Consider the following 26066-nt stretch of genomic DNA (forward strand, 5'->3'; position numbering starts at 1 on the left):
ATAGATAGAAATATTTATCCTGCCATTAGAATCTTTTTAGATTCTATCCATTACTTTTAAAAGGGTAATGGGCTTTCCACTACTCAAAAAAGGGTGGTGGGTGGGCGATAGGATTTATAGAATCTTTTCGCTTTATAGAATCTTTTTTAGATTCTATGTTTTCTTAGAATCTTAGATTTTTAGAATCTAGATTCTATAACCTTTTAGAATCTTTTTAGATTATAAAGGGTTTTCCCATCCTTTTATAGAATCTTTTTTTAGATTCTATATTTTATCCACTTCTCTAAATGGAGCGGTGGGCTTTCCACTACTCAAAAGGGTGGTGGGCGTCCTACTACTCAAAAAAGGGTGGTGGGTGGGCGATTAGGATTTATAGAATCTTTTCGCCTTTTTAGAATCTAATCTTTTTTAGGATTTAGATTCTATGTTTTCTTAGAATCTTAGATTCTCACCTTAAGGGGTGGCAGGGCTTAGAATAGATAGAAATATTTATTCTGCCTTTAGAATCTTTTTGATTTGTCATTGCGAACGCAGTGTGGCAATCTATCCTTAAAAATGGATTGCTTCGTTACACTTGCAATGACGTAGATTCTAAGTTGCGGGGGAGCTTTTATAGAATCTTGTTACAAAGATTTTATATTAAAGCGAAATGTTCTTTTTATTTTAAGTGTTAGATTCTATCTTTGTAATTTTTACGAAGAATTTGAATACATCTTTTAACATCTTGGGGTGAGCAACATCTTTGTCATTGCGAACGCAGTGTGGCAATCTATCCTTATAAAGTGGATTGCTTCGTTACACTCGCAATGACAACATAGAATCAACGCACTTAAAAACAGGTTTAGTTTTATGTTTGTCTTTTCTCCTTTTATTGCTTTTAGGGTTTTGATTCTAAAATGGGAATCTAAGGAGAGATTCCTATCTAATCTATGGACGGAGTTAGAGATTAGAATCAAAACATCGCAATAAGTTAAAATAATCCCACATAGTTTTATAAATTTCAAAATATAAGTTTAAATATTTTTTAAATTAGATTCTAAAAATGTAATTTTTAATTTTTACCACCTGTTAATTTTTCCTTTAAAAAACAAAATAATATAAAATCAACAATAAATACAACAACTGCGGCAATTGCAATGCTATTAACACTACATTCAAGCATTAAAACAAAATGAAAACCGCCCAACAAACTAAAAATAAATAAACTAAAAACTCCTAAAAATATATTGATTTTACTAACAGAATATCTATATGCGTTTAGTTTAAGAATGCAAGGACTTTTAGATACATTACTAGAATTTAATTTCACATTTGCTCTTTTCAACGCATAAGGTATAAGAATAGATTCTAAAGCATTCTCATAAACTTCATACGCATTTTTGCTGCCCTTTGTCATCATTATCCATAACATAGATAAAACAGCATTAACACAACACAAAAATATAGAAATAAGATTACAAATTACAAATTCTTTAGAATCTAAAACTATTTTATTTTCAAAAAACTTACCAAGAAAAACGCCCTGAAAACTACCATACGCAGTAAAACCAAGCACTAAAAACGCAGTTAAAAATATAGAACGTTGCCAAAAATGCTGAAGTTCAAAATCTCTACTAGCCCAAAGCCGCTTCCACACTTCTAATTCATAATCTGCAGAATCACACTTTACTTTTAATATATTGTTAGAATCTTTTGTGTCTTTATTATCGCTCATTTTCCACCCTTAAAATTTAAAATTAGATTCTAATCATGCGAATCGTAAAACTCGCAGAGCCTACTTTTTCATCACACAATTTTGTTAAAATGCTCTTTCCTTTATCTTTATCTTGCCCTACAATTATAACATAATAATAAAATTCCCTAATTCAGCACAAATCTCATAAATATTACCATATCACAAGCCTTAGTATAATATAATACCATCTTTTGCTCACTTGGCTTAATACCAGCTTTTTCATCACCATAAGTATATAACTGACCAAGAGTAGCACAGCTTTCAGCTTTTTTCTCATTGCATTCTCTATCATATTTTGCAATAAACCTTTCAGTAACTGGGTCTATCGCATTTAGCACACCCGCAAAGCCCATAAAACAAAAAACCACAAAAAAGATTCTATAAATCTTAGAATCTAAACCAACATTACTAAACATTTTACATCCTTTGAAAACTAACATTTTAAAGCAGAAAAAATATAGAATCTATTTTAAGACTCTAGCAGTCAAATTTCCCTTAGAATCTTTTTGTATAGAAAATTTCACTTTCTTATTAGGAGTTTCACCTGCTGCAATGCTATATACAGCCTCGCAAATTGCACTATTATTTTTTTATCATGTTTTATCAGTTTAAAGTTATATAACTCTTCTGCGCCACCATCAAGACTTATATAGTCATCACTCAACTCAGGTTCAACGTTTCCTCCGCCACTCATAACCTTACCTTTTTGTTTAAGTTTATTTATGAATGTTTCTGGAGCACCATCAAGTCCATAAAAATACTCTAATGCAAGCGCAAACACCGCTTCCTTATATTACATTTTAACTCAGCAGCATTTAACGCGCCTAAGCCACTTATTAACCCAAAACTCACCGCCATTCCTAAAACTAACCTTTTCATCTTTTCTCCTTTGAGATTTAATATTTTTCAAGCATACAAAAAAAAAAAAAAGCTTTGTCAAGGGGGTTTTTGCAAATTTCATATATTTTTTGAAAAAATATAACAAAAAGTAACATTTTACTAATTCTTGCAGTGGTAAAAATATAGAATCTTTTATAAAATCATAAAGATTTCATAGATTATAGAATCTACGCTTAAACTATATTTAGGATTTTAAATTCTAAAATGGGAATCTAAGGAGAGATTCCTATCTAATCTATGGACGGAGTTAGAGATTAGAATCAAAACATCGCAATAAGTTAAAATAAGTTATTCACTACAACTACGAAGTTCCACATAAAAAAGATTATAAAATTTGAAAGATTAAAAGTATCCGTAAGTATCATTTGTAGGCTAGATTCTAAATCTAAATCCTACCATCTCAGCCTTATGTCTAGCATAAGGGCTTATGAGATATCACAGAGAAATTATAACACAAAATATGATAGAATCTTAAATCATTTTAAACAAAAAGGCAATATTTTGCAGCAAGAAATAATCACACAATACCTAAGTAACGCGCGTTTTGCTACTTTTAAAAATATAGAATCTTATAATGAAAATCTGCAAGTTAGCAAAAGCTGCTACATTCCACTAGCCTTGCTTGAAGTCTCGCTTAGAAACTCGATAGATATGGTATTTTCCAAGCATTTTAATAAAAATGGCAAAGACTGGCTTTTTGATGAAATTGACTTTTTAGATAATATTCAAATTATGCGTATCAAAAAAGCAAAAGAAAAGATTCTATCAAGAAAAGAAATTTTAACCAAAGACAAACTTATAGCCGAGCTAACCTTTGGCTTTTGGACTTCGCTATTTAGCGAATCATACAAACAAATTATGCGTTTTAGCTTAATAAAAGAAATTTTTCCAAACTTGCCACCCAAAACTACTATATTAATTAATCGTAAAATAATTTGGACAAGATTAAACCACATACGCCTTTTTCGCAACAGAATCTTCCACTACGAAAATATCCTAAAACCAAAATTCACAAACATAATCCTTAGCATTTATAAAATCCTAGACTTTATCCACAACGCAATCTATATATTCGCACAAAGGGCAAATGATAGAATCTAAAAAACATAGAATCTCACAAACCTAACCAAAACTTTGATTTTAGAGATTCAAAGCACCGCAATAAGTTAAAATAAATTACACAAAATTCCCAAAAAGATTGAAAAATAAATCAATATTCCACAAGATTCTGTCACTTTTTATAAATTTAAGCTAACTTTTAGCTAACTTTAAGCTTATATATATATATATATATATATCATTATACTTTTAATTTTCAATTTCAAATTAAAGGTATTAAATGGATTCAAGTGCTATATTAATGATGCTAAATGATAAGCTCCCAAAAGATAATCCGCTAATAATGCAAACGCTAAATAACGAGCTAAAAGCCTTAAATGATAAGCAACTAAGCGAAGTTATGCAAAAAATCACTATTGCTAATCTAAAAAGTCCTACAAAAGTTTTTTGGCTAGGCAGCTTTTTATTTGGGAATCTAGGCGTAGGTCGCTTTATGATAGGTGATAATATTATAGGTGGTGTGCGACTTGCACTGCTTATTATTTATGTGTTGCTTGGTGGTGCGGTGGAAGCTTATCAAGATGACGCTCATGCTATGCTTGGAGCTTCTGTGCTAGCTATTGTGTTTGGGTTGGCTGTGTTTATATGGTGGGTAGCGGATTTATTCTTAGTGGGTAAAAAGCTACGCAATATAAACTTGCAAAAAGTGCAAGAAATAATCACAAGTGTGAAATAAGGAGAAAGTTATGGAAAGTGGAAATATAGCGGTTTTAATGAATGTGTGGCAGGATAAAGTGCCTAGTGAGAGCGTTTTAACGCTGCAGCAAAGCTTAGAAAATATTAGCGATGATAAAATAGCAAGTCTAAGTGCCATTCCATTAAAAAGCCCGATTTTAGGGCTTGTCTTTGGGCTTTTATGGGGCATTTTTGGTGTGGATAGATTCTATAAAGGCGATATAGGCTTGGGCATTGCAAAGCTTTGTTTGAGTTGGCTAACTTTGGGCGTGTGGTGCTTTATAGACTTTTTCTTAGTGTGGAAAGGGATAAAAAAGGATAATTTAAATAAGATAATGCAAAGCATTCAGTGTTTGAAATAGTGGCTTTAGAATCTAGATTCTATAACTTAAAGGAATTGCATGAAAAAATGTTTGTTAATCTCTTTGCTTTTGGCTTTTTTAGTTGGCTGTGGTGAGAATAAAAGCGATAGTGAGAAAGTGAGCGTAAAAAGCCTTGAGTGTAATAGCCAAGAAGTAAAAGATGCTTTAAACTTGCATATTAAAGAAGGTATGAAACAAGGCTTAGAAGCACAAAAACGCGAAGTAGAAAGGCAAGGCTGGGGATGGATGAATGATGAGTTTGATAAAGTGCAATTTATATTTGATAACTTTATTACAGAATCTAAAGATGATAATGGCAAAAAAGTAAAATGTAAATGCAGGGTAAGGATGGAATACACAGGAAATCATCCGTGGTTTAAGGAGCTTAATTATGGTTTTGTAAATGTTACATCACAATTTTTTGCGTATCGCACAGATGATGGCGGTGTGCATATAGAAGTGATACAGCAATAAATTGTTTTGCTTTTTTGCAGGGATTATAGAATCTAGATTCTATATTTTGCTTTGCAAATTGCCTAATTGCCCACCCACCACCCTTTTTGAGTGATGGATAAAATCTTTATCCTTAAAAGTCTTTTAGATTCTATAAAAGATTTCTAAGGGTGAATATTTCACCACTCAAATATAAAGGAAAAGTATGATTAAGTTGGTTGTTAAAGGCGTGGTGTTAAGTGCGTGCGTGGTGGCATTTGTAGGGTGTAGCGGCGGTGGTGAGCCTATTGCCTGTGATGATGCGGAGGTAAAAAAGACATTTGAGACACAACACACTCAAAAGTATCAAGAAAATATGAAAAAAATGAGTAATGATAAGAAATTCGATGATATAACGCTTAATTTTTCAAATTATAAGACATTATCAAGTGAAAGTGATAAAAACATTTGTCAAGTAAAAATTACGATGGGATACATAGGTAATGATGCTGAAATGCAAAAAATGTATGGTGGCGGTGGGATTTCACTTAATGTGAAATTTGGTGCGTCAAAATTAAGCGATGGTAAGATAGAAATAGAGCAAATAGACCGCTAGATTTTAAAATATTTTTCAACCTTAAAGGGTGTTATTATTCATTAAAAAGGGGTGCGTGGGCGTTAGGAAAAGTATAGAATCTAGATTCTATATGTCACTCAAAAAGGGTGGTGGATAGGCGTTAGGTTATGTTCAAAACGAATTTATAGAATCTTAGATTCTAAGTTTTGTTAAAAAAGTGTGTTTAGATTCTATATTTTGTTTTGTAAATTGCCTAACGCCGCTCACCACCCTTTTTGAGTGATGGATAAAATCTTTATCCTTAAAAGTCTTTTAGATTCCATTAAAAGATTTCTAAGGGTAAATATTTATATTTACTACTAAAATTTTAAAGGATAATTTATGGTAAAGTGGTTTAAAGGCGTTATATTAAGTGCGTGCGTGGCGGCGTTTGTAGGGTGTAGCTCTATGCCTAGTTGTGATGATGATGAGGTAAAGCAGCTGCTAACAAAAATGATAAAAGATGAGGCAAAGACATGGCATGGACAAGAATTTGCAGATAAGATAAGTGTTTCTTACAGCGGCTTTATGACAAACTCAAGCGATGAAAAGGCACAAAAAATAACCTGCAAAGTCGAAGTAAAAGTAACCGATGGCAAGGAAACAAATAAAGAATTTATTGATTACACCGCCCAGCACACAAGCGACAATATGGTCTATGTGGAAATCCTGCATTAAATCTTAGAATCTAACCATACAGATTCTATATTTTATGGAATCTTAGGCAAGGCTTTAACCTTTTCTTCCCCTTCTCCCTTGCGTTAGTATGGGTCTTTGAATAGAATCTACACTTAAACTATGTTTAGGATTTTAAATTCTAAAATGGGAATCTAAGGAGAGATTCCTAAAAAACTATTAAAGATTATCTAGTATAAATTATCTAGCCAAATGCTAAAATATTTTTATATTTATGTTGTAGAATCTAGATTTTATTCTCAAGTTTTTATGAAAAGATTTTAGATGACTATTCTCAATGATTTAATTATTAAAAAGGGGGCGATTTTTGTGGCGGATGCGCATTTTAGACGGGGAGATTCTAGTCTTTTAGAATTTTTAAAAAAGATTCCAAAGGGAGTGCAGATTTTCCTTATGGGCGATATTTTTCATCTGCTTGTGGGTAGTGTGAAATCTAGCGTAAATGAAAATTTTGAGCTTTTAGATTTGCTTTATAAAATGAGTTTTACAAATGAGATTATTTATGTGGAGGGAAATCATGATTTTGGCTTAACTGCGGCATTTATGAATTTTATAGAATCTAATTCACAAAAAGTTTCAAATATTAGAATTTTTAGCTATAAAAAGCAGCCTATCATCTTGCGTGATTATCAAAATAATATTTGTATTTTGGCTCATGGCGATAAATGGATTAGCCCGATGTATGATTTTTATCGGTTGTTTTTAGATTCTAAAATCTTACTTTTTTGCTATAAAGTTTTAGATTCTATAACTTTTGGTAAATTTTACAGGCGTTTTTCACATAGAATCTCAAAGCGAAAAGTTAAAGAATTTTCATATTTTAGAAATGATTTTACTAACTTTATGCAGGATAGAATTAGTAAATATAGAACTTTTATTATTGAAAAGATTCTAAAAACGCAGATAGATTCTAAAGAAAGCATAAACTTTTGCATTATCGAAGGACATTTTCACTTAGGGCAAAATCTAAGCCAAACAATTACGCTAGATTCTAATAATTCACAACAAAATATAGAATCTAGCTCGCAAGATTTAAACAAAAACCCAAACCAAGATTCAAACAAAGACTCAAATAAAAACCAAAGCCAAGATTTTAAAAAAGATTTTAAAAAAGATTTTAAAAAAGATTCTAAAAAAACAATTACAATCCACTATAATTCCTTATCTTCTCAATATTTCCACAAAAAATATTTCACTCTGCAAAACTGCGAAATATTACAACTTTTGTAATATCAATATTTATAGATTCTATGACAAACAAGATTCTATAAATATTTTTTTGTTTTTTTTTTTTTATGATATAATGTCGATACTAATTTTAAGGAGAATATATGGTAAATCCACATACAACAACAGGGCTAAATGCTAAGGACAGACAAGAGACAAGCGGACAGACAAAATGCTACTTTTTAACAAAAAAGACCTTAGCAAACATTAGCTTTATTGCTAGTCTAATGATTGCGGGGGGGGGGGTAATACTCTCCTAGCTGAAACAATAAGTACAGATGTAAGTACTAACACTAAAGATTTAACTGATGAATCTAATAATGTTACAACAGGCGGAAAAATAGGAGATGTAACTCTAAGTCACTCCCCAAATGCAAATCTTACTATAGAATCTGGCTCTGGTGGTTTAATCCAAAATAAAAACATTACAATACAAAATAGTGTAACACAAGCTACTATCACAAACAACAATAAAGATTTTTCGGGTGGCATAAAGTTTCAAAGTAATACTAATACCACTTCAACAATCATTAATAATATAACAACTGATACTGCTAATACTGCTAAAATCGGTGGTAATATAGAAGCTGCTGCTGGGAATATGTCTATTACTAATGGTGAAAACTCAACCATAATTGGAACTATCACAGCTAAAAGTGGTGCTCTCACTATAATGAATGCTACCAAAGCGACTATAAGTGGAAAGATAACAGGTGGAACTGGCACCTTACGTGTATATAATACCGGGACACTTGGAGCTATTGATGGTAGCACACAAAATGCTACTGAGATTACAAATTATACAGGTGGAACCTTAAGCGGTAAAATCACAGGCTTAGCTGGCAATATGACTATAACAAATGAAGGCACAATAAGCGAAGACATACAAGGTGGCACTGGGAGTCTAAGTATAACAAACTCTAATACAATAAGTGGAACTAGTAAAAAAATCGTAGGTGGAAGTGGAAACCTAACTATTAAAAATATCACAGCGACAACGGCAAATGCCCCGACAGCTGAAATAAAAAATGCTATCGAAGCATCAACTGGGAGTACATCTACCACCACAATAGAAAACACAGGCACAATAAACGGAACTATCACAGGAAAAGATTCTAAACTAAACATTATAAACTCAGGAACGCTAAGTGCAGCTATTACTGCTGCAGCTGGGGATGTAAGCATTACAAACAATAATGGTGGTAATATAAATACTACTATTACAGGTGCTGGTGGGAATCTAACCATAACAAACGCTGGGAATATAACTCAAGCCATAAATGCTAGCACTGGTGGTGCTACTAAAACCACCACAATTAATAACACAGGCACAATAAGCGGAACTATCACAGGAAAAGATTCTAAACTAAACATTATAAACTCAGGAACGCTCAGTGCAGCCATTACAGCTGCAGCTGGGGATGTAAGCATTACAAACAATAATGGTGGTAATATAAATACTACTATTACAGGTGCTGGTGGGAATCTAACCATAACAAACGCTGGGAATATAACTCAAGCCATAAATGCTAGCACCGGTGCTACTAAAACCACTACAATTAATAATACAGGAAATATACAAGGAGCAATAAATGGTAATACTTCTGCACTAAAAATTGAAAATTTTGGTAGTATATCTAATAATATTGTAGGCAATAGTGGTAATATAACTATTATAAATAATGGGAGTATAACAGGTGCTATAACAGGTGGTGCTGGTTTATTAAATATCACAAATAATGGAAATATATCCACTAATATTACAGCTGGTGATAATAAGTTAACTCTTATTAATAGTGGAAATATAAATAGTGTAGTGGAAGTAAAAAATGGAAATGCTATAACAAATTATAGTAATGGCAGTATAAATGAGATAAAATTTGGCACGGCATCTGCAGTAGTAGATATTGCAAACTCTGGTATTATAAAATCTTTAAACTTTACAGCAGCAAGCACTGCCAAGCTAGGTCAAAACTATGCGGTTACCTTAGGCTCTCTAAGTGACTATGACACGAATGGCTTACTAGGAATAACCGGAACTAAAAGTAATGCTACTATACAAATCGCTTCTAACAACGCATTTTTACTAAATATGGGTAGCAATGTAGCAGTAGATACAGATTATAAATTAGCTAATTTTATAAGTGGAGCTGGAACAAATGGTGCAAAACTGCAAAATTATGATGGGACAACAACTACTTTAAATGGAAATCATATAACCACTTCACAAAACATATATGATTTAAATTTCTACACATCTAATAATGAAATACTAATGCGTGTTACCGTGGCTGCTAATAAATCTATGAGTTCATTAGGTGTAATACAAAGTGCTGCTAGTATGAATACACAAATAGTAAGAACACAAAGTATTATTGATGGTGTATTTGATTCTATTGCTACAGGTGAAATGGGTAATGTCCCATATCCTAGAGAAAATTACTATGGAATGTCATACAAAAAAGAAATAAAATTAGCACAATTACGCACATTAGAGAATCTAGAAGCTAGAAGTGATGTTAATAATAGCACATTAGATTCTATGGCAATGCACAATATGCGAAATAAATCATGGCTAGGATTTGTAACTCCATATTTTTCTACATCTAGCATTAGCCCTAGTGGATTTAATGCCACTAACGCTTTATCTTATGGCTTTATTGGCGGAGCTGCTAAGAATTTTAGTAATGGTGTCTTACTAGGCTTACATTTAGCTGTAGAATCCCAAGCAAGTGGCAAGCAAGGAGAGCAAATGCGAGCACAAGGTGCTAGTATAATGGTAGGTGGTTATACTAAGATACCTTTTGCGCAATTTAATATGGGTGCTCTTGCTATAGTGCCATTTGTAAAAGTTCAGCTTAATGGTATGGTGTCGTTTAATAGCTATTCGCTAACGCCTATAGGAGATGTTACAAGAGAGGCTAATGGCTTGGTTGGTGGTTTTAGTGGTAGCGTATTAGCGGGGGTTGATATGCCTACTAACTTTGGATATTTTACACCTGAGCTAGGTCTTATGCAGCAATTCCTTGCAATGCCTGAATTGTCTTATTTAAATTTTGAACAAGCAAGTAATAATCAAGTGATAAAACCAACAAATGTAACTCCGCTATATCTACTAGCTCAACTACGATACACAAAAGAGATTGGCATAGGAAATATAGGAATCTATCCAACAATTAAGGGAGGCGTGAGATACGCACTAGCAGGTAATAGCTTTACTAATACAATAACGCTGCCTGATAGAGTAGTAAATGACACCTTCCGTGCTACAACCACACTTGATAGTCTAGTTGGGATAGCAAGTGCTGGTGTGGGGGTTAAAATAGCTGGGAATGCTTCTATTAATCTAAGCTATTTAGGGGAATTTAGTGCTACCATTCAAACACATAATATAAATTTGGGGGCGGGTATGCAGTTTTAGAATCTTAGATTCTATACTATAATCTACTTAGCTCATCAAATAAGCTGTTGTTGTCAGCAATTCTCGTGTAAAATCCACACATTTTAATTGTCAAGAAATAAAGAGATAGAATCTTAAATTCTATAATAAGTAATATATAAGCTAAAAAAATTTAATATATCATAGAATCTAAATTATAGATTCTTACCAGATTCTAAGGCGTAGGCGAAAATGCCTTTGTGCTTTTTAAGGGCGGAAGTTAGGGCTTGATACATCACAGAGTTTTTACCCATTTCGCTAGTTTCCACATCCAAATCCACGCTATTGCCGTCATTCCTAGCCAAATGCCCATCACGGAAAAATATCGAGCCAGTGAGCCTATCAGGGATTAAGCCTGGCAAATGCTGCGGTTTAACTTGAGCTAGTTTCAACACCTTGCTTTTATTTTTATTCTCAAACACCTGCGCGGTTTTCTCCGCTAGCATATCCTCAAAATGCACATCCTTAGGGCGATACTGCGGCGTATCGACATTCGCCATATTGCTAGAAATCAAATCTTGACGCAACGAGCGATAATCGAGCGCCTCATACACAAGCTTATGCGCCTTAGATGTCTCAAATGATGTGCCTAACGCCTTTGCAAAACTCTCCATCGTATTCTCCTTAATACTTTCATAACGATTTAAAAGCAAATATAGTTCCGCTAAAAATTTAGATTCTATCAAAAGATTTTTAAGCTACACAATAACATCAATAAACTACCACATAATCATTAAAGCAAATTCTTATAATGACATTTCTAAATCTAGATTCTATATCTCCAGCTTACTCATATCCACCACATAGCGGAATTTTGCTTTGCCATCGGTTAGATTTGAATACGCCATATTTATATCATTAGGGCTTATCATCTCAATCTCTGGATAGATTCCATGTTGCAAACTAAAGTCAAGCATTTCTTGCGTCTCCTTAATGCCACCTATCAAACTCCCATACACACGGCGATTCGCACTAAAGACTAGACGCGTCATATCAGTTTTTATCGTAGCGTTCTCCGGGGGCAATCCAACAATCGCCAAATCCCCGCCATACCGCAGCAAATTCACATACCGCATCGGGTCATATCGCGTAGGAATCGTGCTAATGATAAAGTCAAACCGCTCTTTTATAGAATCTAACTTGTCAATCGTATAAAGATTTTTCGCACCCAACGCCAAAGCGTCCTTTTCCTTATTGCGATTACGCGCAAAGACGCTTGCTTCCGCGCCAAAAAGCTTCGCATACTTTAACGCCATAACGCCAAGCCCGCCAAATCCCGCAATGCCAACATTCATCCCCTTGCTAACCTTGCTAAATTTCAAAGGCGAATAAGTCGTAATCCCAGCGCAAAGCAGCGGCGCGACCTTTTCCATCGGCGCATTTTGCGGGACTTTTAGGGCAAAATGCTCATTTACCACGATATTATTACTATAACCGCCGTAGGTTGGCTCATCATTGTGAAAGCAGTCCTTGCAGTCATAGGTAAAAACAAGCTTCCCATTTTCGCAAAACTGCTCCATACTTTCGCGGCACGCACGGCACTCACCACAGCTATTTACCATACAGCCGACCCCTGCGTAGTCGCCCACTTTAAACTTGCTAACTTTATCACCCACAGCAACCACACGTCCAGCGATTTCATGCCCAGGCACCATAGGATAAATGCCCGGATGCCACTCACTACGCGCCGAGTGAATGTCGCTATGGCAAATCCCAGCATACATAATCTCAATTAGCACATCGCGTTCGCCCATCGCGTGTCGGCTAAAGCTAAATGGCTTAAAAGTATCGTCCTTATTTTGCACCGCAAAGCCCTTCGCGCTAATGCGTTTCCCGCTTTTTGCTTCGTTTAGATTCTCACTTAGTAGCATATTGTCTCCTTAGATTTTGATTTTGTAATTATAAATCATTAGAGCAACTATAAGTCAATGGGGTTGAATAAAATTTTAGGAAAATATAGAATCTAGATTCTATAAATTATAGAAATTACGATAATATAGCTAGATTAAAGTAGAATTTGTGACACTATAAATAAAAGGAATTGATTTGCGTAATATTATAATTTTAATGTTGTTGTGTAATATTTTGTTTGCCAAAAATGTCAGTAAAGATTCTATACATATAGAATCTATTAATGCTTTTAGTGAGTTAAGAAATTGTGTGAATAATGATAGTAAAGCTTGTGAAAAACTTTTAAATGCTGGAGTTAGAAGTGTCAATGAATGTGAAATCCATGAGTGTGCTTTGATTGGTGAAGTGTTAATTGCCACAAATAAAGATGAATTAGCTATTGAATATCTTAAAAAAGCGTGTCTATCGCGTGTTTTAAGTGCGTGTAAAAATTTAGGTATTGCCTTTGAAAATCTTAACAATATAAATAATGCTAAGGCTTACTACAATGATGGATGTAAATTTAATGATGTTTTATCTTGTCATAATTTAGGGCTTTTGTATGCTAAAAAACTTGATAATGAGAATCTTGCAATGCAAAGTTTTAAGATTTCCTGTGATTTATTTTACTCGAAATCTTGTTATAATCTCGCCGTTTTATATGCTAAAAATACACAAAATAGTAACAAAAGCAAAGCAAAATATTACTTTGATAAAGCTTGTGATTTGGGTTTAAATGCTGGGTGTAATGCTCTTAAAGATTTTACAAATATACAAATGCCATCTTTGCAAAAACAACGTGGGTTATATATAAAAAGCTTTTAGTATTTTAGATTCTATATTTTATCTTAAATCACACAAACCTTAAAAAAAACTTAATGATTGTGATTTATGACATAAAGATTACATTTATTAGTCGAGTGTTAGGGCAATGTAAGATAGAATCTAGTCATTTATGACAAAGTTATAGAATCTTAAATATATAACACATAGATTTATTAGATTCTATAAATCCTAAGTTTTAAAGGGGAAAGTTATGATATTTGTAGTCGATGATGAGAATGACTTAAGAGAGCTGATTCAATACACGCTTAGCACCAAAGACCTTGCTAGTAAGGGTTTTGACAATCCGCTAGAGATGCTAAATGAGCTAAATAAGCTTGATAGCAAGGACTTGCCAAAGCTTATCCTGCTTGATGTTGGGCTGCCGCAAATTAGTGGCATTGACACGCTTAAAAAGCTAAAGCAAAAGTCCCACACACGCGACATTCCTGTCATTATGCTTACCGCGAAAAATAGCGAGATTGACAAGGTCAATGGGCTTGATGGCGGCGCGGATGACTATATCACAAAGCCCTTTGGCGTGCTGGAACTCTTGGCGCGTGTGAATGCAGTGCTGCGGCGAAATAACGCGCTGGCTGCGGATGAGTATAGTTTCAAGGAAGTCGTGCTAAATCCTAAAACGCACACGGTAAGTGTCGCAAATGAGCCTGTTAGCCTTACTTTTAAGGAGTTTGAGTTGCTCGAGCTATTTTTATCAAAGCCAAATCTTGTTTTTACGCGCGAGCAGCTGCTTGATTCTATCTGGGGTAGTGAGTTTCAAACGCGAACCGTGGATGTGCATATCAACACACTAAGAACGAAGCTAGGCGATACGGGCAAATATATTAAAACTATTCGCGGCGTGGGATACAAGGTCGCGGAGTAGAAACTTTATAGAATCTAGATTCTAAACATATTTTTCGACCTTTAAGGGTTGTAAGGGTAAGAATAGATAAAAAGGAAAATAGCTAAAAATTAATTTTAGATTCTATATTTATTTACAGAATCCTTAAAGTTTTATAGAATCTGGGGTGGATTCTATATGGCGTCTTTGTTGTGGCGGATTAGAATCTTTTTGTTTTTGTATAAGCCTGTGCCAACAGGTATCATACGCCCTAATACCACATTTTCTTTTAGGTCTTCTAGGTAATCTTTTTTCGCAGATATACTAGCTTCGGTCAATACTTTTGTAGTCTCTTGGAAACTAGCCGCTGAGATTATAGAATCACTACTAATAGCAGCTCTTGTGATACCTAGCAATACAGGCTCGGCAATCGCTGGGGCGCGACCAGTGCGAAGCATTTTCTCATTTTCTTCTCTAAAATGGCGTTTGCTAACTAAGTCGCCTTGTATAAACTTCGTATCGCCGCTATCTAAGATTCTAACTTGACGCAACATTTGAGACACGATAATCTCAATATGCTTATCAGCGATGCTAACACCTTGTCGGCGATAAACCTGCTGGACTTCGCTAACGATAAATTTATGCAATTCCTTTTCCCCATTGATACGCAATATATCATCGCTACCCATCACGCCATCACTTAGCATTTCACCCGCATGGACAAACTCGCCATCACGCACTAGAATCTGCTTACTCTTATCGACTAAGTATTCACTACTTCGCCCATCATCAGCGGTAATGATAATTCGCTCCTTACCACGAATAGCCTTGCCAAAGCTAACATAGCCATCGATTTCAGCCAAGATTGCCCTATCTTTTGGCTTTCTTGCTTCGAATAGCTCACTAACTCTTGGCAGACCACCTGTAATATCTTTTGACTTAATCGTAGCCTTTGGCACTTTGGCTAAAACATCGGCAAGTTCGACTTTTTCACCATCGCTAACCAAAATCACGCTCTTTGGCTCAAGGTTATATGTATGCTCTTTGCCATTAGATTCTGTAATTATCAATGCTGGTTTATATCCGGCTGGGATATACTCTTGCACACTTAGCGATTTTATATGCGTTTTGTCATCTTCTTTTTCTATCACGGTTGTCCCTGCGATTATATCTTTATAGCTTACCTTACCTGCGATGTCGGCTATCACTAGCGTGTTATAGGCATCCCAGCTAGCTACAAGGGTATCTTTGCTACTGCCTTTACTTGCTAACTTGCTAGTTTTTGTAACCTTTTCATTATCTTTAATCTCAATCTTACTGCCACGCGCTATATAATGCCTTGCTGCTTCCCTATCATCAGAATCTGCAATGACCGCAAATAAGCCTTTTTCCTTAACAACCATTCCCTTGCTTACATCTTTGTAACGCTCTAGCTCATCGCTTACAAGGCGATAGTATTTTACGATACCATCGGCATTTGCGTGAATGTCTTGGCTAACAGGCTCATTATCATTAATGTGCAATTCACTCGCATAAGGAATCCTATTTGGGATATTCCACCCCTCTTTTATCATATCAACAATGCTACCGCCATTTTTGACCTTGTAGCCTGTTGTATGTGGGATGTATAATTTCCCTTCGATTTTCCCTATCACGCCGGCAAGTTCTCTTTGCGTAGCAATGTCGCTCTTATTTACTTCATATTCTTTAAAGTTTTTAGAATCTGCTCCCTTTAATTTTAGGATAATCTTATCATGCGTTGTAACCACTTCTAATGTCCCATCAAATGGCGCTTTTATCTTAGGCTCAACTAGCAATACTGAGGCATTGCGGCGGTTTGAAATGATATTTTTACCCTCGCGATTTTTGTATGTATGCACGTTGTAATATCTAATAAAGCCTTCTTTATTTGCAATGACTTGATTTTCCTCTTGGCTACGACTTGCTGTCCCACCTACGTGGAAAGTTCTTAGTGTAAGCTGCGTTCCTGGCTCACCGATACTTTGTGCGGCAATTACACCTACAGCATCACCTGCTACGCTCATTTTACCCTCGCCTAGATTTAGTCCATAGCATTTAGCACAGATTCCTTTTAATGCTTTGCATGTTACAGGCGTTCTTATGCTAACACTTCGCACACCTGCACTTTTTATCTGCTCTGCTATCTCTTCATTTATTAGTTTGCCCTCATGCACTAGCACTTCACGTGTGATAGGGTCATAGACTTCAGCTGCAGTAACTCGTCCTACTACGCGTTCAGCTAATGGCTCTATCATTTCATTACCAACAGATATATCAGTGATTTCTACGCCCTCGTGTGTGCCGCAGTCTTCCATTGTGATTTTCACATTTTGACTAACATCTATTAGTTTTCTAGTTAGATAACCAGCGTTTGCAGTTTTTAACGCAGTATCCGCTAAACCTTTACGTGCACCATGTGTAGATGTAAAGTATTCTAGCACATTTAAGCCCTCTTTAAAGTTAGAAATAATGGGCGTTTCAATAATGCTACCATCTGGCTTAGCCATCAACCCACGCATTGCAGCTAACTGCCTAATTTGTGTCGCACTACCACGCGCTCCAGAATCTGCCATCATATAAATGCTATTAAATCCGCCTTTGTCTTTCTCTACAATTTCCATCATCTCTTTTGCCATATTATTATTTACTTCAGTCCAAATATCAATGATTTTATTGTATCTCTCTTGCATTGTTAATGCACCATTTTCCGCTTGCATTTGAATCTCGCGAACCTTTTCTTTAGCCTCTTCTATCATTTTTGCCTTAGATTTAGGTATGATAATATCCGCGGCTGAAATTGATACACCTGCTTTTGTAGCGTATTTAAAGCCTAGATTTTTTAAATCATCTAAGAAAGACGCGGAGATTCCAACGCCACCTTCTTTATAAACGCAATCAATTAGATTTGAAATATCTTTCTTTTTCATAACGCGATTCCACAAATGCGTAGGGACAAAATCAGGCAAGATTGACTTTAACACCATTCGCCCCGCAGTAGTCGTAATGATGTGTTTATCCACTACAACGCGAATACTTGCATTTATATCTAATGTGCCAAACTCCATAGCCATCGCTATTTCATTAAAGTTTGAGAAAAGTTTATGCTCTCCTTTTGAGCCTTGCTTTTCTAAACTTAGATAATAAAGCCCTAAAACCATATCTTGGCTAGGCACTGCTACAGGCTTACCACTAGCTGGCAAAAGGATATTCATAGAGCTTAGCATTAGAATCTTACACTCAGCAATCGCTTCTTTAGTCAAAGGAATATGCACAGCCATTTGGTCGCCATCAAAGTCAGCGTTAAATGCCGAACACACAAGCGGATGAAGTTGTATCGCCTTGCCATCAATTAGTTTTGGATGGAAAGCTTGTATTGATTGCTTATGCAACGTTGGCGCACGATTTAGCATAATAGGATAGCCTTCAATTACTTCTTGCAAACATTCCCAAACTTCATTTGACTTTTGGTCTATCATTTTTTTGGCTTGTTTAATGGTTTTTGCATAGCCTTTTTCTTCTAGTTTGGCTAATAAGTGTGGTTTGAATAGCTCAATAGCCATACTTTTAGGCAATCCGCACTGGTCCATTTTTAAATTTGGTCCAACGACAATTACGCTTCGTCCGCTAAAATCAACTCTTTTACCAAGTAGATTCTGTCTAAATCGTCCTTGCTTACCTTTAATGATTTCACTTAGTGATTTAAGCGGACGTTTATTAGCTCCCTTAACCGCATTTGAATTTCGTCCATTATCAAATAACGCATCGACTGCTTCTTGCAACATTCGCTTTTCATTTCGCACAATAATTTCTGGCGCGTCAAGTTCAAGCAATCTTTTAAGACGTTGATTTCTATTAATAACGCGGCGATATAAGTCATTTACATCACTTACAGCAAACTTACCACCATCTAAGGCAACTAAAGGTCGCAAGTCTGGTGGCAATACAGGTAGCACCGTTAGCATAGTCCATTCAGGTTTATTACCACTATTTAAAAAGGCTTCTACTACTTTTAGACGTTTAATTAGAGTCTTTTTCTTAGCTTCGCTATTAGTTAGGGCAATATCAGCTTTTAGATTCTCCAATAAACTAACTAAATCTAGCTCTTCTAGTAAATCTTTTACCGCTTCACCGCCCATTTGCGCTTTAAATCCGGCTAGTTCGAATCTGCTATTGATATTATTATATTGCTCTTCATTTAGCACGTCATATTTCATAACCTTTTTAGTCATTTCATTATCATAATACGCATCCCCTGCTTCTTTTACGATATATGCTTCATAATATAATACGCGTTCTAAATCTTTCATTTTAACGCCTAAAAGTGTGCCGATACGACTTGGCAAACTACTAACATACCAAATATGTGCCACAGGGGTAACTAATTCAATATGCCCCATTCGCACACGTCGCACTTTAGCAGTGGTTACTTCTACGCCACACTTTTCACATACCACGTCTTTATAGCGACCCTTTTTATACTTACCACATTGACATTCATAATCTCTCACAGGTCCAAAGATTTTGGTGCAAAATAATCCATCGCGTTCAGGTTTTAGTGTGCGATAGTTAATTGTCTCTGGCTTTTTAACTTCTCCCCTACTCCATGAGCGGATTTTCTCTGGACTTGCGACTACGATTTGAAATGCGTTAAAGTCTTTTGGTCTCTCCTTTTCATTTTCACTAATTTTTAAAGGCTCAATATCATCCTTATCATCATACACATTTACATCAAGTGCTAAAGATTGCAACTCTTTTGTTAAAACATAAAAAGTTTCAGGTATTGCAGAATCTCCTATAGGATAGCCTTTTGTAATTGCTTCATACGCTTCACGGCGACCATTTACATCATCACTTTTAATAGTTAGCATTTCTTTTAGCGTGTGCGCTGCCCCGTAAGCTTCTAACGCCCATACTTCCATTTCTCCAAATCGCTGCCCACCAAATAGTGCTTTACCACCAACAGGCTGCTGTGTAACAAGAGAGTAAGGTCCTGTGCTTCTTGCATGCACTTTTTCATCTACTAAGTGGTGCAGTTTTAGCATATACATATAGCCGACATTTACTTTCTCTTTTATCTTTTCACCTGTTCTGCCATCGTATAATTCAGTTTTGCCATCTAAGTCAATTCCAGCAAGTTTAAATAAATTATCAAATTTTTCTTGAGATATAGATTCAAATACAGGAATAGCAAATTTCACGCCCTTAGCCCAGTCTTTAGCATAGTTTAGAATCTCTTCTTCACTACTAGATTCTAGAATCTTAATTACATCTTGGTCTTCATTGATAATTTTAGCAATGTCAATTAGCTTTTGTTTTAAATCTTTGCTATATTTCCCTTGCTGTTTTTGCAAAATAGATTCTAATTGCTTCCCTAGATTCTTACCAACTAAGCCTAAATGCACTTCTAGAATCTGCCCTATATTCATACGACTTGGCACACCTAGCGGATTTAGCACAATATCCACAGGCTCACCATCAGGGGTATAAGGCATATCAACCGCTGGGACAATCGTGCTTACAATACCTTTATTCCCATGTCGTCCTGCCATTTTATCGCCAACTTTAAGTTTGCGTTTTGTAGCAATATAGATTTTGACTAATTTCACAACACCATTTGGCAAAATATCATCTTTTTCTAAGATAGATAGTTTTTCTTCATGCTCAACTCCTAAAATCCTTTTTTGCTCTAAGAAATTCGCCTTAATTTGCTCATATTTGTTTTGAATCTCTTTTGGATAGCTTTTAATAAGTGAATTAAATGCAAAGCGATTTATATTTTCTAAATCTTCTTTAGAAATAATGCTTCCTTTTTTATAGCTTTTCTCACCGATTTTAGCATCCGCTACTAGCTTTTCTTTTGAAAGCATAAAAGAGATTCTAAGCATTTCTTCTTTATTTAGCATAGTTAAACGTTCATAGTTAGCTATATCTAAACTAGCCTTTTCATCATCATACGCCTTTTTAGCCCGTGCGTCTTTTTCTTGCCCTTTTTTAGTGAATATTTTTACATCCACCACATAGCCTTCCATACTTTGTGGGCAATATAGCGATTTATTTACCACGTGTCCTGCTTTTTCACCAAAGATAGCACGAAGTAGTCGCTCTTCAGGGCTTGGTTTCACATCACCTTTTGGTGTAACTTTACCCACTAGAATCATACCGCCATGAACATAAGTTCCTATTTTTACAATGCCGCTTTCATCTAAATGCGCGATTTCTTCTTCTCTAACATTTGGAATATCAGCAGTAATTTCTTCTACGCCATGTTTCAATTCTCTAGCTTCGATTTCTTTTTCATACACATGAACGCTTGTAAAGGCGTCTTCTTTTATCAATTTTTCACTTACTACAATTGCATCTTCAAAGTTATATCCATTCCACGACATAAACGCAACTCTTATATTTTTACCAAGTGCTAACTCACCTTTATCCATAGATGGACCATCAGCGATTATTTGTCCCTCTTTAACCTTATCGCCAACCTTTACAATAGGGCGTTGAGTAAAGCTAGTATTTTGATTTGTCCGCATATTTTTTTGCAATGAATAGCTATCAATATATGCGCCATGCTCATTTTCACCCAAAATATAGATATTTTTACCATCGACTTTTTCGACAATTCCATTTTGTTTAGCCTTGATTGCTTCCCAGCTATCTCTAGCTATAATTTTTTCAATACCTGTCCCAACAATAGGCGCATCAGGTTTCAATAATGGCACTGCTTGTCGTTGCATATTTGAACCCATCAAAGCCCTGTTAGCATCATCGTGTTCTAAGAATGGAATTAATGCCGCAGCGATTCCCGGTAACATTCTAGGGCTTAAATCAATTAATTCCACATCTTCTCTTTTACGCAGCGATATTTCCCCACCGCAACGAGTTTCAATTAGATTCTCAACAATCACTCCATTAGAATCTACTTTCGTGCTAGCGGGCGCTATTACCTTACCATCTTCTTGCGTTGCGGTTAGATATATTATTTCATCAGTTACTTTATTATTCACAACCTTTCTATATGGCGCTTCAATAAAGCCTAGCTCATTTACACGTGTAAATGTTGAAAGTGTGTTGATTAGACCGATATTTTGCCCTTCAGGTGTTTCAATAGGACAGATTCTGCCATAGTGCGTTGGATGCACATCACGCGCTTCAAAGCCTACTCGCTCTTTTACTAGACCACCCTCACCTAACGCAGATAAACGCCTTTTATGCGTAATTTCACTCAAAGGATTAGTTTGGTCCATAAATTGCGATAACTGCCCACTTGCGAAAAATTCCATAATCGTGCTAGTTATCATCTTAGAGCTAATTAAGTCATGTGGCATTACATTTTCAAATGATGTTTGCTGTGTCAATTTATCCTTAATTGACTTTTGCATTTTTACTAATCCAGCGTGCAATTCATTTGCTAATAATTCGCCGATAGCTCTAATCCTACGATTACCTAAATGGTCTCTATCATCTATTCGTCCTTTACCATTTCTAACTTGCATTAGATATTTCACGGTCTCAATTATATCGCTATAAGTTAGCACTGTTACATATTCTGGCACATTCAAGTTCAATTTATGATTCATTTTCATACGCCCTACACCTGTTAAGTCATAGCGACTTGGGTCAAAGAATAGCGTATCAATAAACTTTTTTGCCACTTCACGTGTCACAGGCTCAGCTGGTCGCATAACGCGATAGATTCTAATAGCAGCTAGGTCATTTTCATCATCTATCTTTTCAGTTTGCCTAATTGCCTTTAAAGATTCCATATCTGCTAAGAATGAATTAATAATGCTATTATCATAGCCTGGCGCGGTATCATTTATGATTTTGAAATCAGTTATGCCATTTTCTTGAATCTTTTTTAGGCTAGATTCATTTAGTGGGCTTAAAATATCTACAATTACTTCGCCCTTTTTATTAGTCACTGCTTCAGCTAGATAACAGCTACTTAGATTCCCACTTGGATATTCAACCTTATCATAGCTTATCCCTTGCTCTTTTAAATCACGTATTCTTTTATTATTGAATCTTTTTCCGCTAGGTAAAATCACTTGCCCTTTATCATTGACTAAGTCATACTCAAGGCTTCCTTCTAAATCGCTAGGATTAAAAGGCACAAAAAACTTTCCATTTTTAATATTTACATCTAAAATAGGATAAAACATTTGGATAATTTGCTGTTTGCTATATCCTAACGCTCTAAAAAGAATCGTTACAGGCATTTTACGTCTTTTATTGATTCTAACATACATTATATCTTTAGAATCATACTCAAAATATAGCCACGCACCCATATTTGGGATAATTTGTCCGGTATAAATCAATTTATTTGCCGAAGTATTAGATTCTTCTTCTTTAAAAATCACGCCCGGGCTTCTATGTAATTGATTCACCACAACGCGCTCCACGCCATTAATAATAAAGCTAACCCTATCAGTCATTAATGGAATCTCACGCACAAATACGTGCTGCTCTTTTATATCTTTTACGCCAACTTGCTCTCCCTTATCATCTCTATCCCATAGCACTAGCCGCACTTTTATTTTCAAAGGTATCGCATAGGTAAGCCCACGCACCATCGTTTCACTAATAGTATATTTTTGCTTACCAAACTCACAGCTTACATACTCTAAAGTAACGCGCCCAGCAGAATCTTGTATAGGGAAAATCGACTTTAACACCCGCTCAATCCCACTCTCCTTACCATCCACAGAATAAAGGAAAGAATCATAACTAGCCTTTTGCAACATCAATAAATGTGGAACTTCCAAATCCCTATCACGTTTAGAAAAATTCGCCCTAATCCTTGCATTTCTCAATTCTTGCTTTGACATACACTACCCTTTCATTGCTTAATCTCATTTCAAATAACGCCGTTTTTGTAACTAGATTCTATAACCTTATCATTTCAAACGCCCTATAAACGTCAAAAAGCAATCTATAAAACGATGTTATAGAATCTAGATTCTATATCCTTAGCCATTTTGAGCAAAACTAAATCACTTTTAAAGATTCTAAACCTTAGTTTAAATTTATTTAAGATTCTAAATCTACATTAAATTTTAAAGACTTTAAATCTTGCTTTTTATTTAAAGATTCTAAAGCTATTTAAATTCTAAAGATTCTAAACCTTGCTTAAATTTATTTAAAGATTTCAAATCTACTTTAAATTTTAAAGGTATTTAATCCGCCCAACACAACACAAATTCTATAAAATATTATTTTTTATCACTTGACCACCCCTTAGAAGATTCTATAAAAATACTTTTTAAATAATAATAATTTTTCGCTTAATTTTAGAATCTATTATTCTACACTAATTTTCTAAATTTGCGTTAAATATTTTTAAGATTCTATAAATTTTTTTGTTATAATGTTACTTTTAAATGTAATTTTAGTTTGATTAAAGGTTATGAAATATGAAACAAAATAAGAAAAAAGTTGCATTATTAATGAGTGGCGGCGTGGATAGTTCGTATTCTGCGTATTTATTGCAACAGCAAGGATATGAAGTTTTAGGAATGTATTTGAAACTGCACGATAAGGAGAAAAAGCACGAAGTTTTCATTCGAAATTGTGAGAAAGTTAGCGCATTTTTGGGTATCGAATTTAAGGTCGTGGATGCAAAAAGCGAGTTTAAAAAAGTCGTGTATGACGAGTTTATAGAATCTTACAAACGCGGCGAGACGCCTAATCCGTGTGCGATTTGCAATCCGCTTATGAAGTTTGGACTTGCGCTAAATATCGCAAAAGAGCAGGGCTGCGAGTTTATCGCAACGGGGCATTATGCGCGAATTGTGGAAGTGGATGGCATAAAACGCATTCAAGAGGCGCGTGATAAGACAAAAGACCAGAGTTACTTTTTGTATGCTATCTCACAGGATGCGATAAATCGGCTTATTTTCCCGCTTGGTGATATGTTAAAAGAAGATGTGAAACCCCTTGCGTTTGCCGCACTGCCCGTGCTAGGCAGTTTGGAATCTTATAAAGAGTCGCAAGAAATATGCTTTGTTGAGACTGATTATATCGACATTTTGAGAAAATACACGAATGTCGAGCAAAAGGGCGTGGTGCGCGACAGCGCGGGCAATATCGTGGGCGAGCATAAGGGCTATATGCAATACACAATCGGCAAGCGGCGTGGCTTTAGCGTGAAGGGTGCGCATGAGCCGCATTTCGTGCTGAAAATTAATCCAGATTCTAATGAAATCGTGGTCGGCAAAAAAGATGAGCTAAAGACTTTCAAGGTGAGTGCGATAAATAAGTCGCTTCCGCAGAGTTTTAATGGCGGGAAATTTAAGGCAAAAGTGCGCTATCGCAGCACGCCAACGGATGCAAAAATCGACATCGTGGATGATAAGATTATCGCTTCGTTAGATGAGCCTGTTTTTGGCGTGGCTAAGGGTCAGGCTTTGGTTGTGTATCAAGGAGACGTGGTGCTTGGCGGCGGGGTGATTGTGGGGTAGATTCTATAAAAACAGATTCTGGGATTATAGAATCTAGATTCTATAAAAGGTTACAAATTTGCTAAATAAAGTTTCTAATGGAAACATTGATTATTCTAAGTTTAAGGATTTGCAAGAATTACCAAAGCCTAAAAAGTTTAATGATTTTAGAAATTCGCTATTAAATAGTCCAAATTGCATTAAACAAATTAATAAAAATAAAATAATTTATCAAACAAAAGTGGGGCAAGTGCAAATTTATATCCCTTATGCTTACGGACATTTTGCAAAAAATGGGAAATTTGGTAATGGCAAAGAAAATAGACAAGATTTAACAGGAGTATTGAATCTAATTTTAGATAAACCAGCCTTTGTTACAAAAGATACGCAAGGAACGCTATATTTTTACAAGCCTTTTGTTATAAATAATGAGTTTAAAGATGTGATTAGCATTAGCATTGATAGTAATGGAAAGTTAGAATATAGAACGACTTATGAGAGTTCAAATACAAAAGTAAAAAATATAATGAATCACGAATTAGTATATATAGAGTGATTAGAATGTCGTTAGCTTCGGTAGCACCTATCGCTTTAGCGACCCGCTAACTTTAAAAGTGCCTACCACAGAGAGCCTACCCCTGACTCGACTTAAATTATTTTAAATCTCATTCTAATCAAAGGCAAACGGAATCTTAGCAAGTTTAACACCAAAAAGTCAAGGAGTTTTATTGTAAGTAAGAATGTGATTTAGATTCTATAATCTTGCAAAAATTATCGATAAAAAGTCCAAAAATAAATTTTTCTCAAAAAATTTAAGAAATTTACTTTTCATTTACTATCTGTTTT

19 protein-coding genes are annotated in these 26066 nt (G+C 35.2%); 13 read left to right on the forward strand and 6 right to left on the reverse strand.

Going from position 1 to position 26066, the window contains the following annotated elements:
* Window positions 1-1051 precede the first annotated feature (1051 nt).
* The 3 genes from LS64_RS00895 to LS64_RS00905 form a co-directional block, all read right to left on the reverse strand.
* Window positions 1052-1714: a RipA family octameric membrane protein gene (locus tag LS64_RS00895; protein ID WP_034569264.1), complete on the reverse strand. Its 663-nt coding sequence runs from the start codon at window positions 1712-1714 to the stop codon at window positions 1052-1054.
* A 146-nt stretch (window positions 1715-1860) separates the two neighbouring features.
* Entirely contained in the window at window positions 1861-2151 is a 291-nt protein-coding gene (locus LS64_RS00900; RefSeq protein ID WP_034569267.1) for an SEL1-like repeat protein, read from the reverse strand.
* 104 nt (window positions 2152-2255) lie between these two features.
* Window positions 2256-2516, reverse strand: coding sequence for a hypothetical protein (locus tag LS64_RS00905; RefSeq protein WP_034569269.1), 261 nt, complete (start codon window positions 2514-2516; stop codon window positions 2256-2258).
* A gap of 620 nt (window positions 2517-3136) precedes the next feature.
* Between LS64_RS00905 and LS64_RS00910 the strand changes: the two genes are divergently transcribed.
* The 9 genes from LS64_RS00910 (at window position 3137) to LS64_RS00945 (ending at window position 11183) form a co-directional block, all read left to right on the forward strand.
* Window positions 3137-3736: a hypothetical protein gene (locus LS64_RS00910; protein WP_034570852.1), complete on the forward strand. Its 600-nt coding sequence runs from the start codon at window positions 3137-3139 to the stop codon at window positions 3734-3736.
* A gap of 238 nt (window positions 3737-3974) precedes the next feature.
* A complete protein-coding gene (locus LS64_RS12705; protein ID WP_034570836.1) occupies window positions 3975-4430 on the forward strand; it encodes a hypothetical protein in 456 nt (151 codons plus the stop codon).
* Window positions 4431-4440: 10 nt separating this feature from the next.
* Entirely contained in the window at window positions 4441-4791 is a 351-nt protein-coding gene (locus tag LS64_RS00920; protein WP_034570833.1) for a TM2 domain-containing protein, read from the forward strand.
* Window positions 4792-4830: 39 nt separating this feature from the next.
* Window positions 4831-5265 (forward strand): hypothetical protein, encoded by a 435-nt coding sequence (locus tag LS64_RS00925; protein ID WP_034570830.1) that lies wholly within the window; start codon window positions 4831-4833, stop codon window positions 5263-5265.
* Window positions 5266-5449: 184 nt separating this feature from the next.
* Window positions 5450-5839 carry a hypothetical protein gene (locus LS64_RS00930; protein ID WP_034569734.1) on the forward strand — a complete coding sequence of 130 codons (390 nt, stop codon included), beginning with the start codon at window positions 5450-5452 and terminating at the stop codon, window positions 5837-5839.
* A 342-nt stretch (window positions 5840-6181) separates the two neighbouring features.
* Window positions 6182-6517: a hypothetical protein gene (locus tag LS64_RS00935; RefSeq protein WP_034570827.1), complete on the forward strand. Its 336-nt coding sequence runs from the start codon at window positions 6182-6184 to the stop codon at window positions 6515-6517.
* Between the two features lie 282 nt (window positions 6518-6799).
* Window positions 6800-7765: a metallophosphoesterase gene (locus LS64_RS00940; RefSeq protein WP_052062380.1), complete on the forward strand. Its 966-nt coding sequence runs from the start codon at window positions 6800-6802 to the stop codon at window positions 7763-7765.
* A 101-nt stretch (window positions 7766-7866) separates the two neighbouring features.
* Window positions 7867-8022: a hypothetical protein gene (locus LS64_RS12240; RefSeq protein WP_160662216.1), complete on the forward strand. Its 156-nt coding sequence runs from the start codon at window positions 7867-7869 to the stop codon at window positions 8020-8022.
* A gap of 413 nt (window positions 8023-8435) precedes the next feature.
* On the forward strand, window positions 8436-11183 hold the full coding sequence (locus tag LS64_RS00945) for a beta strand repeat-containing protein (RefSeq protein ID WP_118988421.1): 2748 nt from the start codon (window positions 8436-8438) through the stop codon (window positions 11181-11183).
* Window positions 11184-11356: 173 nt separating this feature from the next.
* Here the strand turns inward: LS64_RS00945 and flgB are convergent, their stop codons facing one another.
* Both flgB and LS64_RS00955 read right to left on the reverse strand, forming a co-directional pair.
* Window positions 11357-11815 carry a flagellar basal body rod protein FlgB gene (gene flgB, locus LS64_RS00950; RefSeq protein ID WP_052062379.1) on the reverse strand — a complete coding sequence of 153 codons (459 nt, stop codon included), beginning with the start codon at window positions 11813-11815 and terminating at the stop codon, window positions 11357-11359.
* 159 nt (window positions 11816-11974) lie between these two features.
* Window positions 11975-13072 carry an NAD(P)-dependent alcohol dehydrogenase gene (locus tag LS64_RS00955; RefSeq protein WP_034570821.1) on the reverse strand — a complete coding sequence of 366 codons (1098 nt, stop codon included), beginning with the start codon at window positions 13070-13072 and terminating at the stop codon, window positions 11975-11977.
* Between the two features lie 175 nt (window positions 13073-13247).
* Between LS64_RS00955 and LS64_RS00960 the strand changes: the two genes are divergently transcribed.
* Complete coding sequence (locus LS64_RS00960; RefSeq protein ID WP_052062378.1) at window positions 13248-13916, forward strand: tetratricopeptide repeat protein; 669 nt, start codon at window positions 13248-13250, stop codon at window positions 13914-13916.
* Between the two features lie 211 nt (window positions 13917-14127).
* Window positions 14128-14799 (forward strand): winged helix-turn-helix domain-containing protein, encoded by a 672-nt coding sequence (locus LS64_RS00965; RefSeq protein WP_034570819.1) that lies wholly within the window; start codon window positions 14128-14130, stop codon window positions 14797-14799.
* Window positions 14800-14951: 152 nt separating this feature from the next.
* Here the strand turns inward: LS64_RS00965 and LS64_RS00970 are convergent, their stop codons facing one another.
* Window positions 14952-23609 carry a DNA-directed RNA polymerase subunit beta/beta' gene (locus LS64_RS00970; RefSeq protein ID WP_034570816.1) on the reverse strand — a complete coding sequence of 2886 codons (8658 nt, stop codon included), beginning with the start codon at window positions 23607-23609 and terminating at the stop codon, window positions 14952-14954.
* Window positions 23610-24194: 585 nt separating this feature from the next.
* On the opposite strand from LS64_RS00970, the gene mnmA reads away from it, so the two are divergent.
* Together mnmA and LS64_RS00980 are read left to right on the forward strand one after the other, a co-directional pair.
* Window positions 24195-25241 carry a tRNA 2-thiouridine(34) synthase MnmA gene (gene mnmA, locus LS64_RS00975; RefSeq protein ID WP_034570813.1) on the forward strand — a complete coding sequence of 349 codons (1047 nt, stop codon included), beginning with the start codon at window positions 24195-24197 and terminating at the stop codon, window positions 25239-25241.
* A gap of 58 nt (window positions 25242-25299) precedes the next feature.
* On the forward strand, window positions 25300-25776 hold the full coding sequence (locus LS64_RS00980) for a hypothetical protein (RefSeq protein ID WP_034570810.1): 477 nt from the start codon (window positions 25300-25302) through the stop codon (window positions 25774-25776).
* The last annotated feature ends 290 nt before the right edge of the window (window positions 25777-26066 follow it).

Origin of the sequence: Helicobacter saguini (assembly GCF_000762875.2) — a bacterium.
In the GTDB taxonomy this organism is placed as follows: Bacteria; Campylobacterota; Campylobacteria; order Campylobacterales; family Helicobacteraceae; genus Helicobacter_A; species Helicobacter_A saguini.

What these genes read in the sequence shown, in the direction of transcription:
- LS64_RS12705 (WP_034570836.1), top strand. Translation starts at nt 3,975, where the DNA reads ATGGATTCAAGTGCTATATTAATGATGCTAAATGATAAGCTCCCAAAA.
- LS64_RS00970 (WP_034570816.1), bottom strand. Translation starts at nt 23,609, where the DNA reads ATGTCAAAGCAAGAATTGAGAAATGCAAGGATTAGGGCGAATTTTTCT.
- LS64_RS00925 (WP_034570830.1), top strand. Translation starts at nt 4,831, where the DNA reads ATGAAAAAATGTTTGTTAATCTCTTTGCTTTTGGCTTTTTTAGTTGGC.
- LS64_RS00940 (WP_052062380.1), top strand. Translation starts at nt 6,800, where the DNA reads ATGACTATTCTCAATGATTTAATTATTAAAAAGGGGGCGATTTTTGTG.
- LS64_RS00965 (WP_034570819.1), top strand. Translation starts at nt 14,128, where the DNA reads ATGATATTTGTAGTCGATGATGAGAATGACTTAAGAGAGCTGATTCAA.
- LS64_RS00900 (WP_034569267.1), bottom strand. Translation starts at nt 2,151, where the DNA reads ATGTTTAGTAATGTTGGTTTAGATTCTAAGATTTATAGAATCTTTTTT.
- mnmA (WP_034570813.1), top strand. Translation starts at nt 24,195, where the DNA reads ATGAAACAAAATAAGAAAAAAGTTGCATTATTAATGAGTGGCGGCGTG.
- LS64_RS12240 (WP_160662216.1), top strand. Translation starts at nt 7,867, where the DNA reads ATGGTAAATCCACATACAACAACAGGGCTAAATGCTAAGGACAGACAA.
- flgB (WP_052062379.1), bottom strand. Translation starts at nt 11,815, where the DNA reads ATGGAGAGTTTTGCAAAGGCGTTAGGCACATCATTTGAGACATCTAAG.
- LS64_RS00895 (WP_034569264.1), bottom strand. Translation starts at nt 1,714, where the DNA reads ATGAGCGATAATAAAGACACAAAAGATTCTAACAATATATTAAAAGTA.
- LS64_RS00945 (WP_118988421.1), top strand. Translation starts at nt 8,436, where the DNA reads ATGAATGCTACCAAAGCGACTATAAGTGGAAAGATAACAGGTGGAACT.
- LS64_RS00930 (WP_034569734.1), top strand. Translation starts at nt 5,450, where the DNA reads ATGATTAAGTTGGTTGTTAAAGGCGTGGTGTTAAGTGCGTGCGTGGTG.
- LS64_RS00955 (WP_034570821.1), bottom strand. Translation starts at nt 13,072, where the DNA reads ATGCTACTAAGTGAGAATCTAAACGAAGCAAAAAGCGGGAAACGCATT.
- LS64_RS00920 (WP_034570833.1), top strand. Translation starts at nt 4,441, where the DNA reads ATGGAAAGTGGAAATATAGCGGTTTTAATGAATGTGTGGCAGGATAAA.
- LS64_RS00935 (WP_034570827.1), top strand. Translation starts at nt 6,182, where the DNA reads ATGGTAAAGTGGTTTAAAGGCGTTATATTAAGTGCGTGCGTGGCGGCG.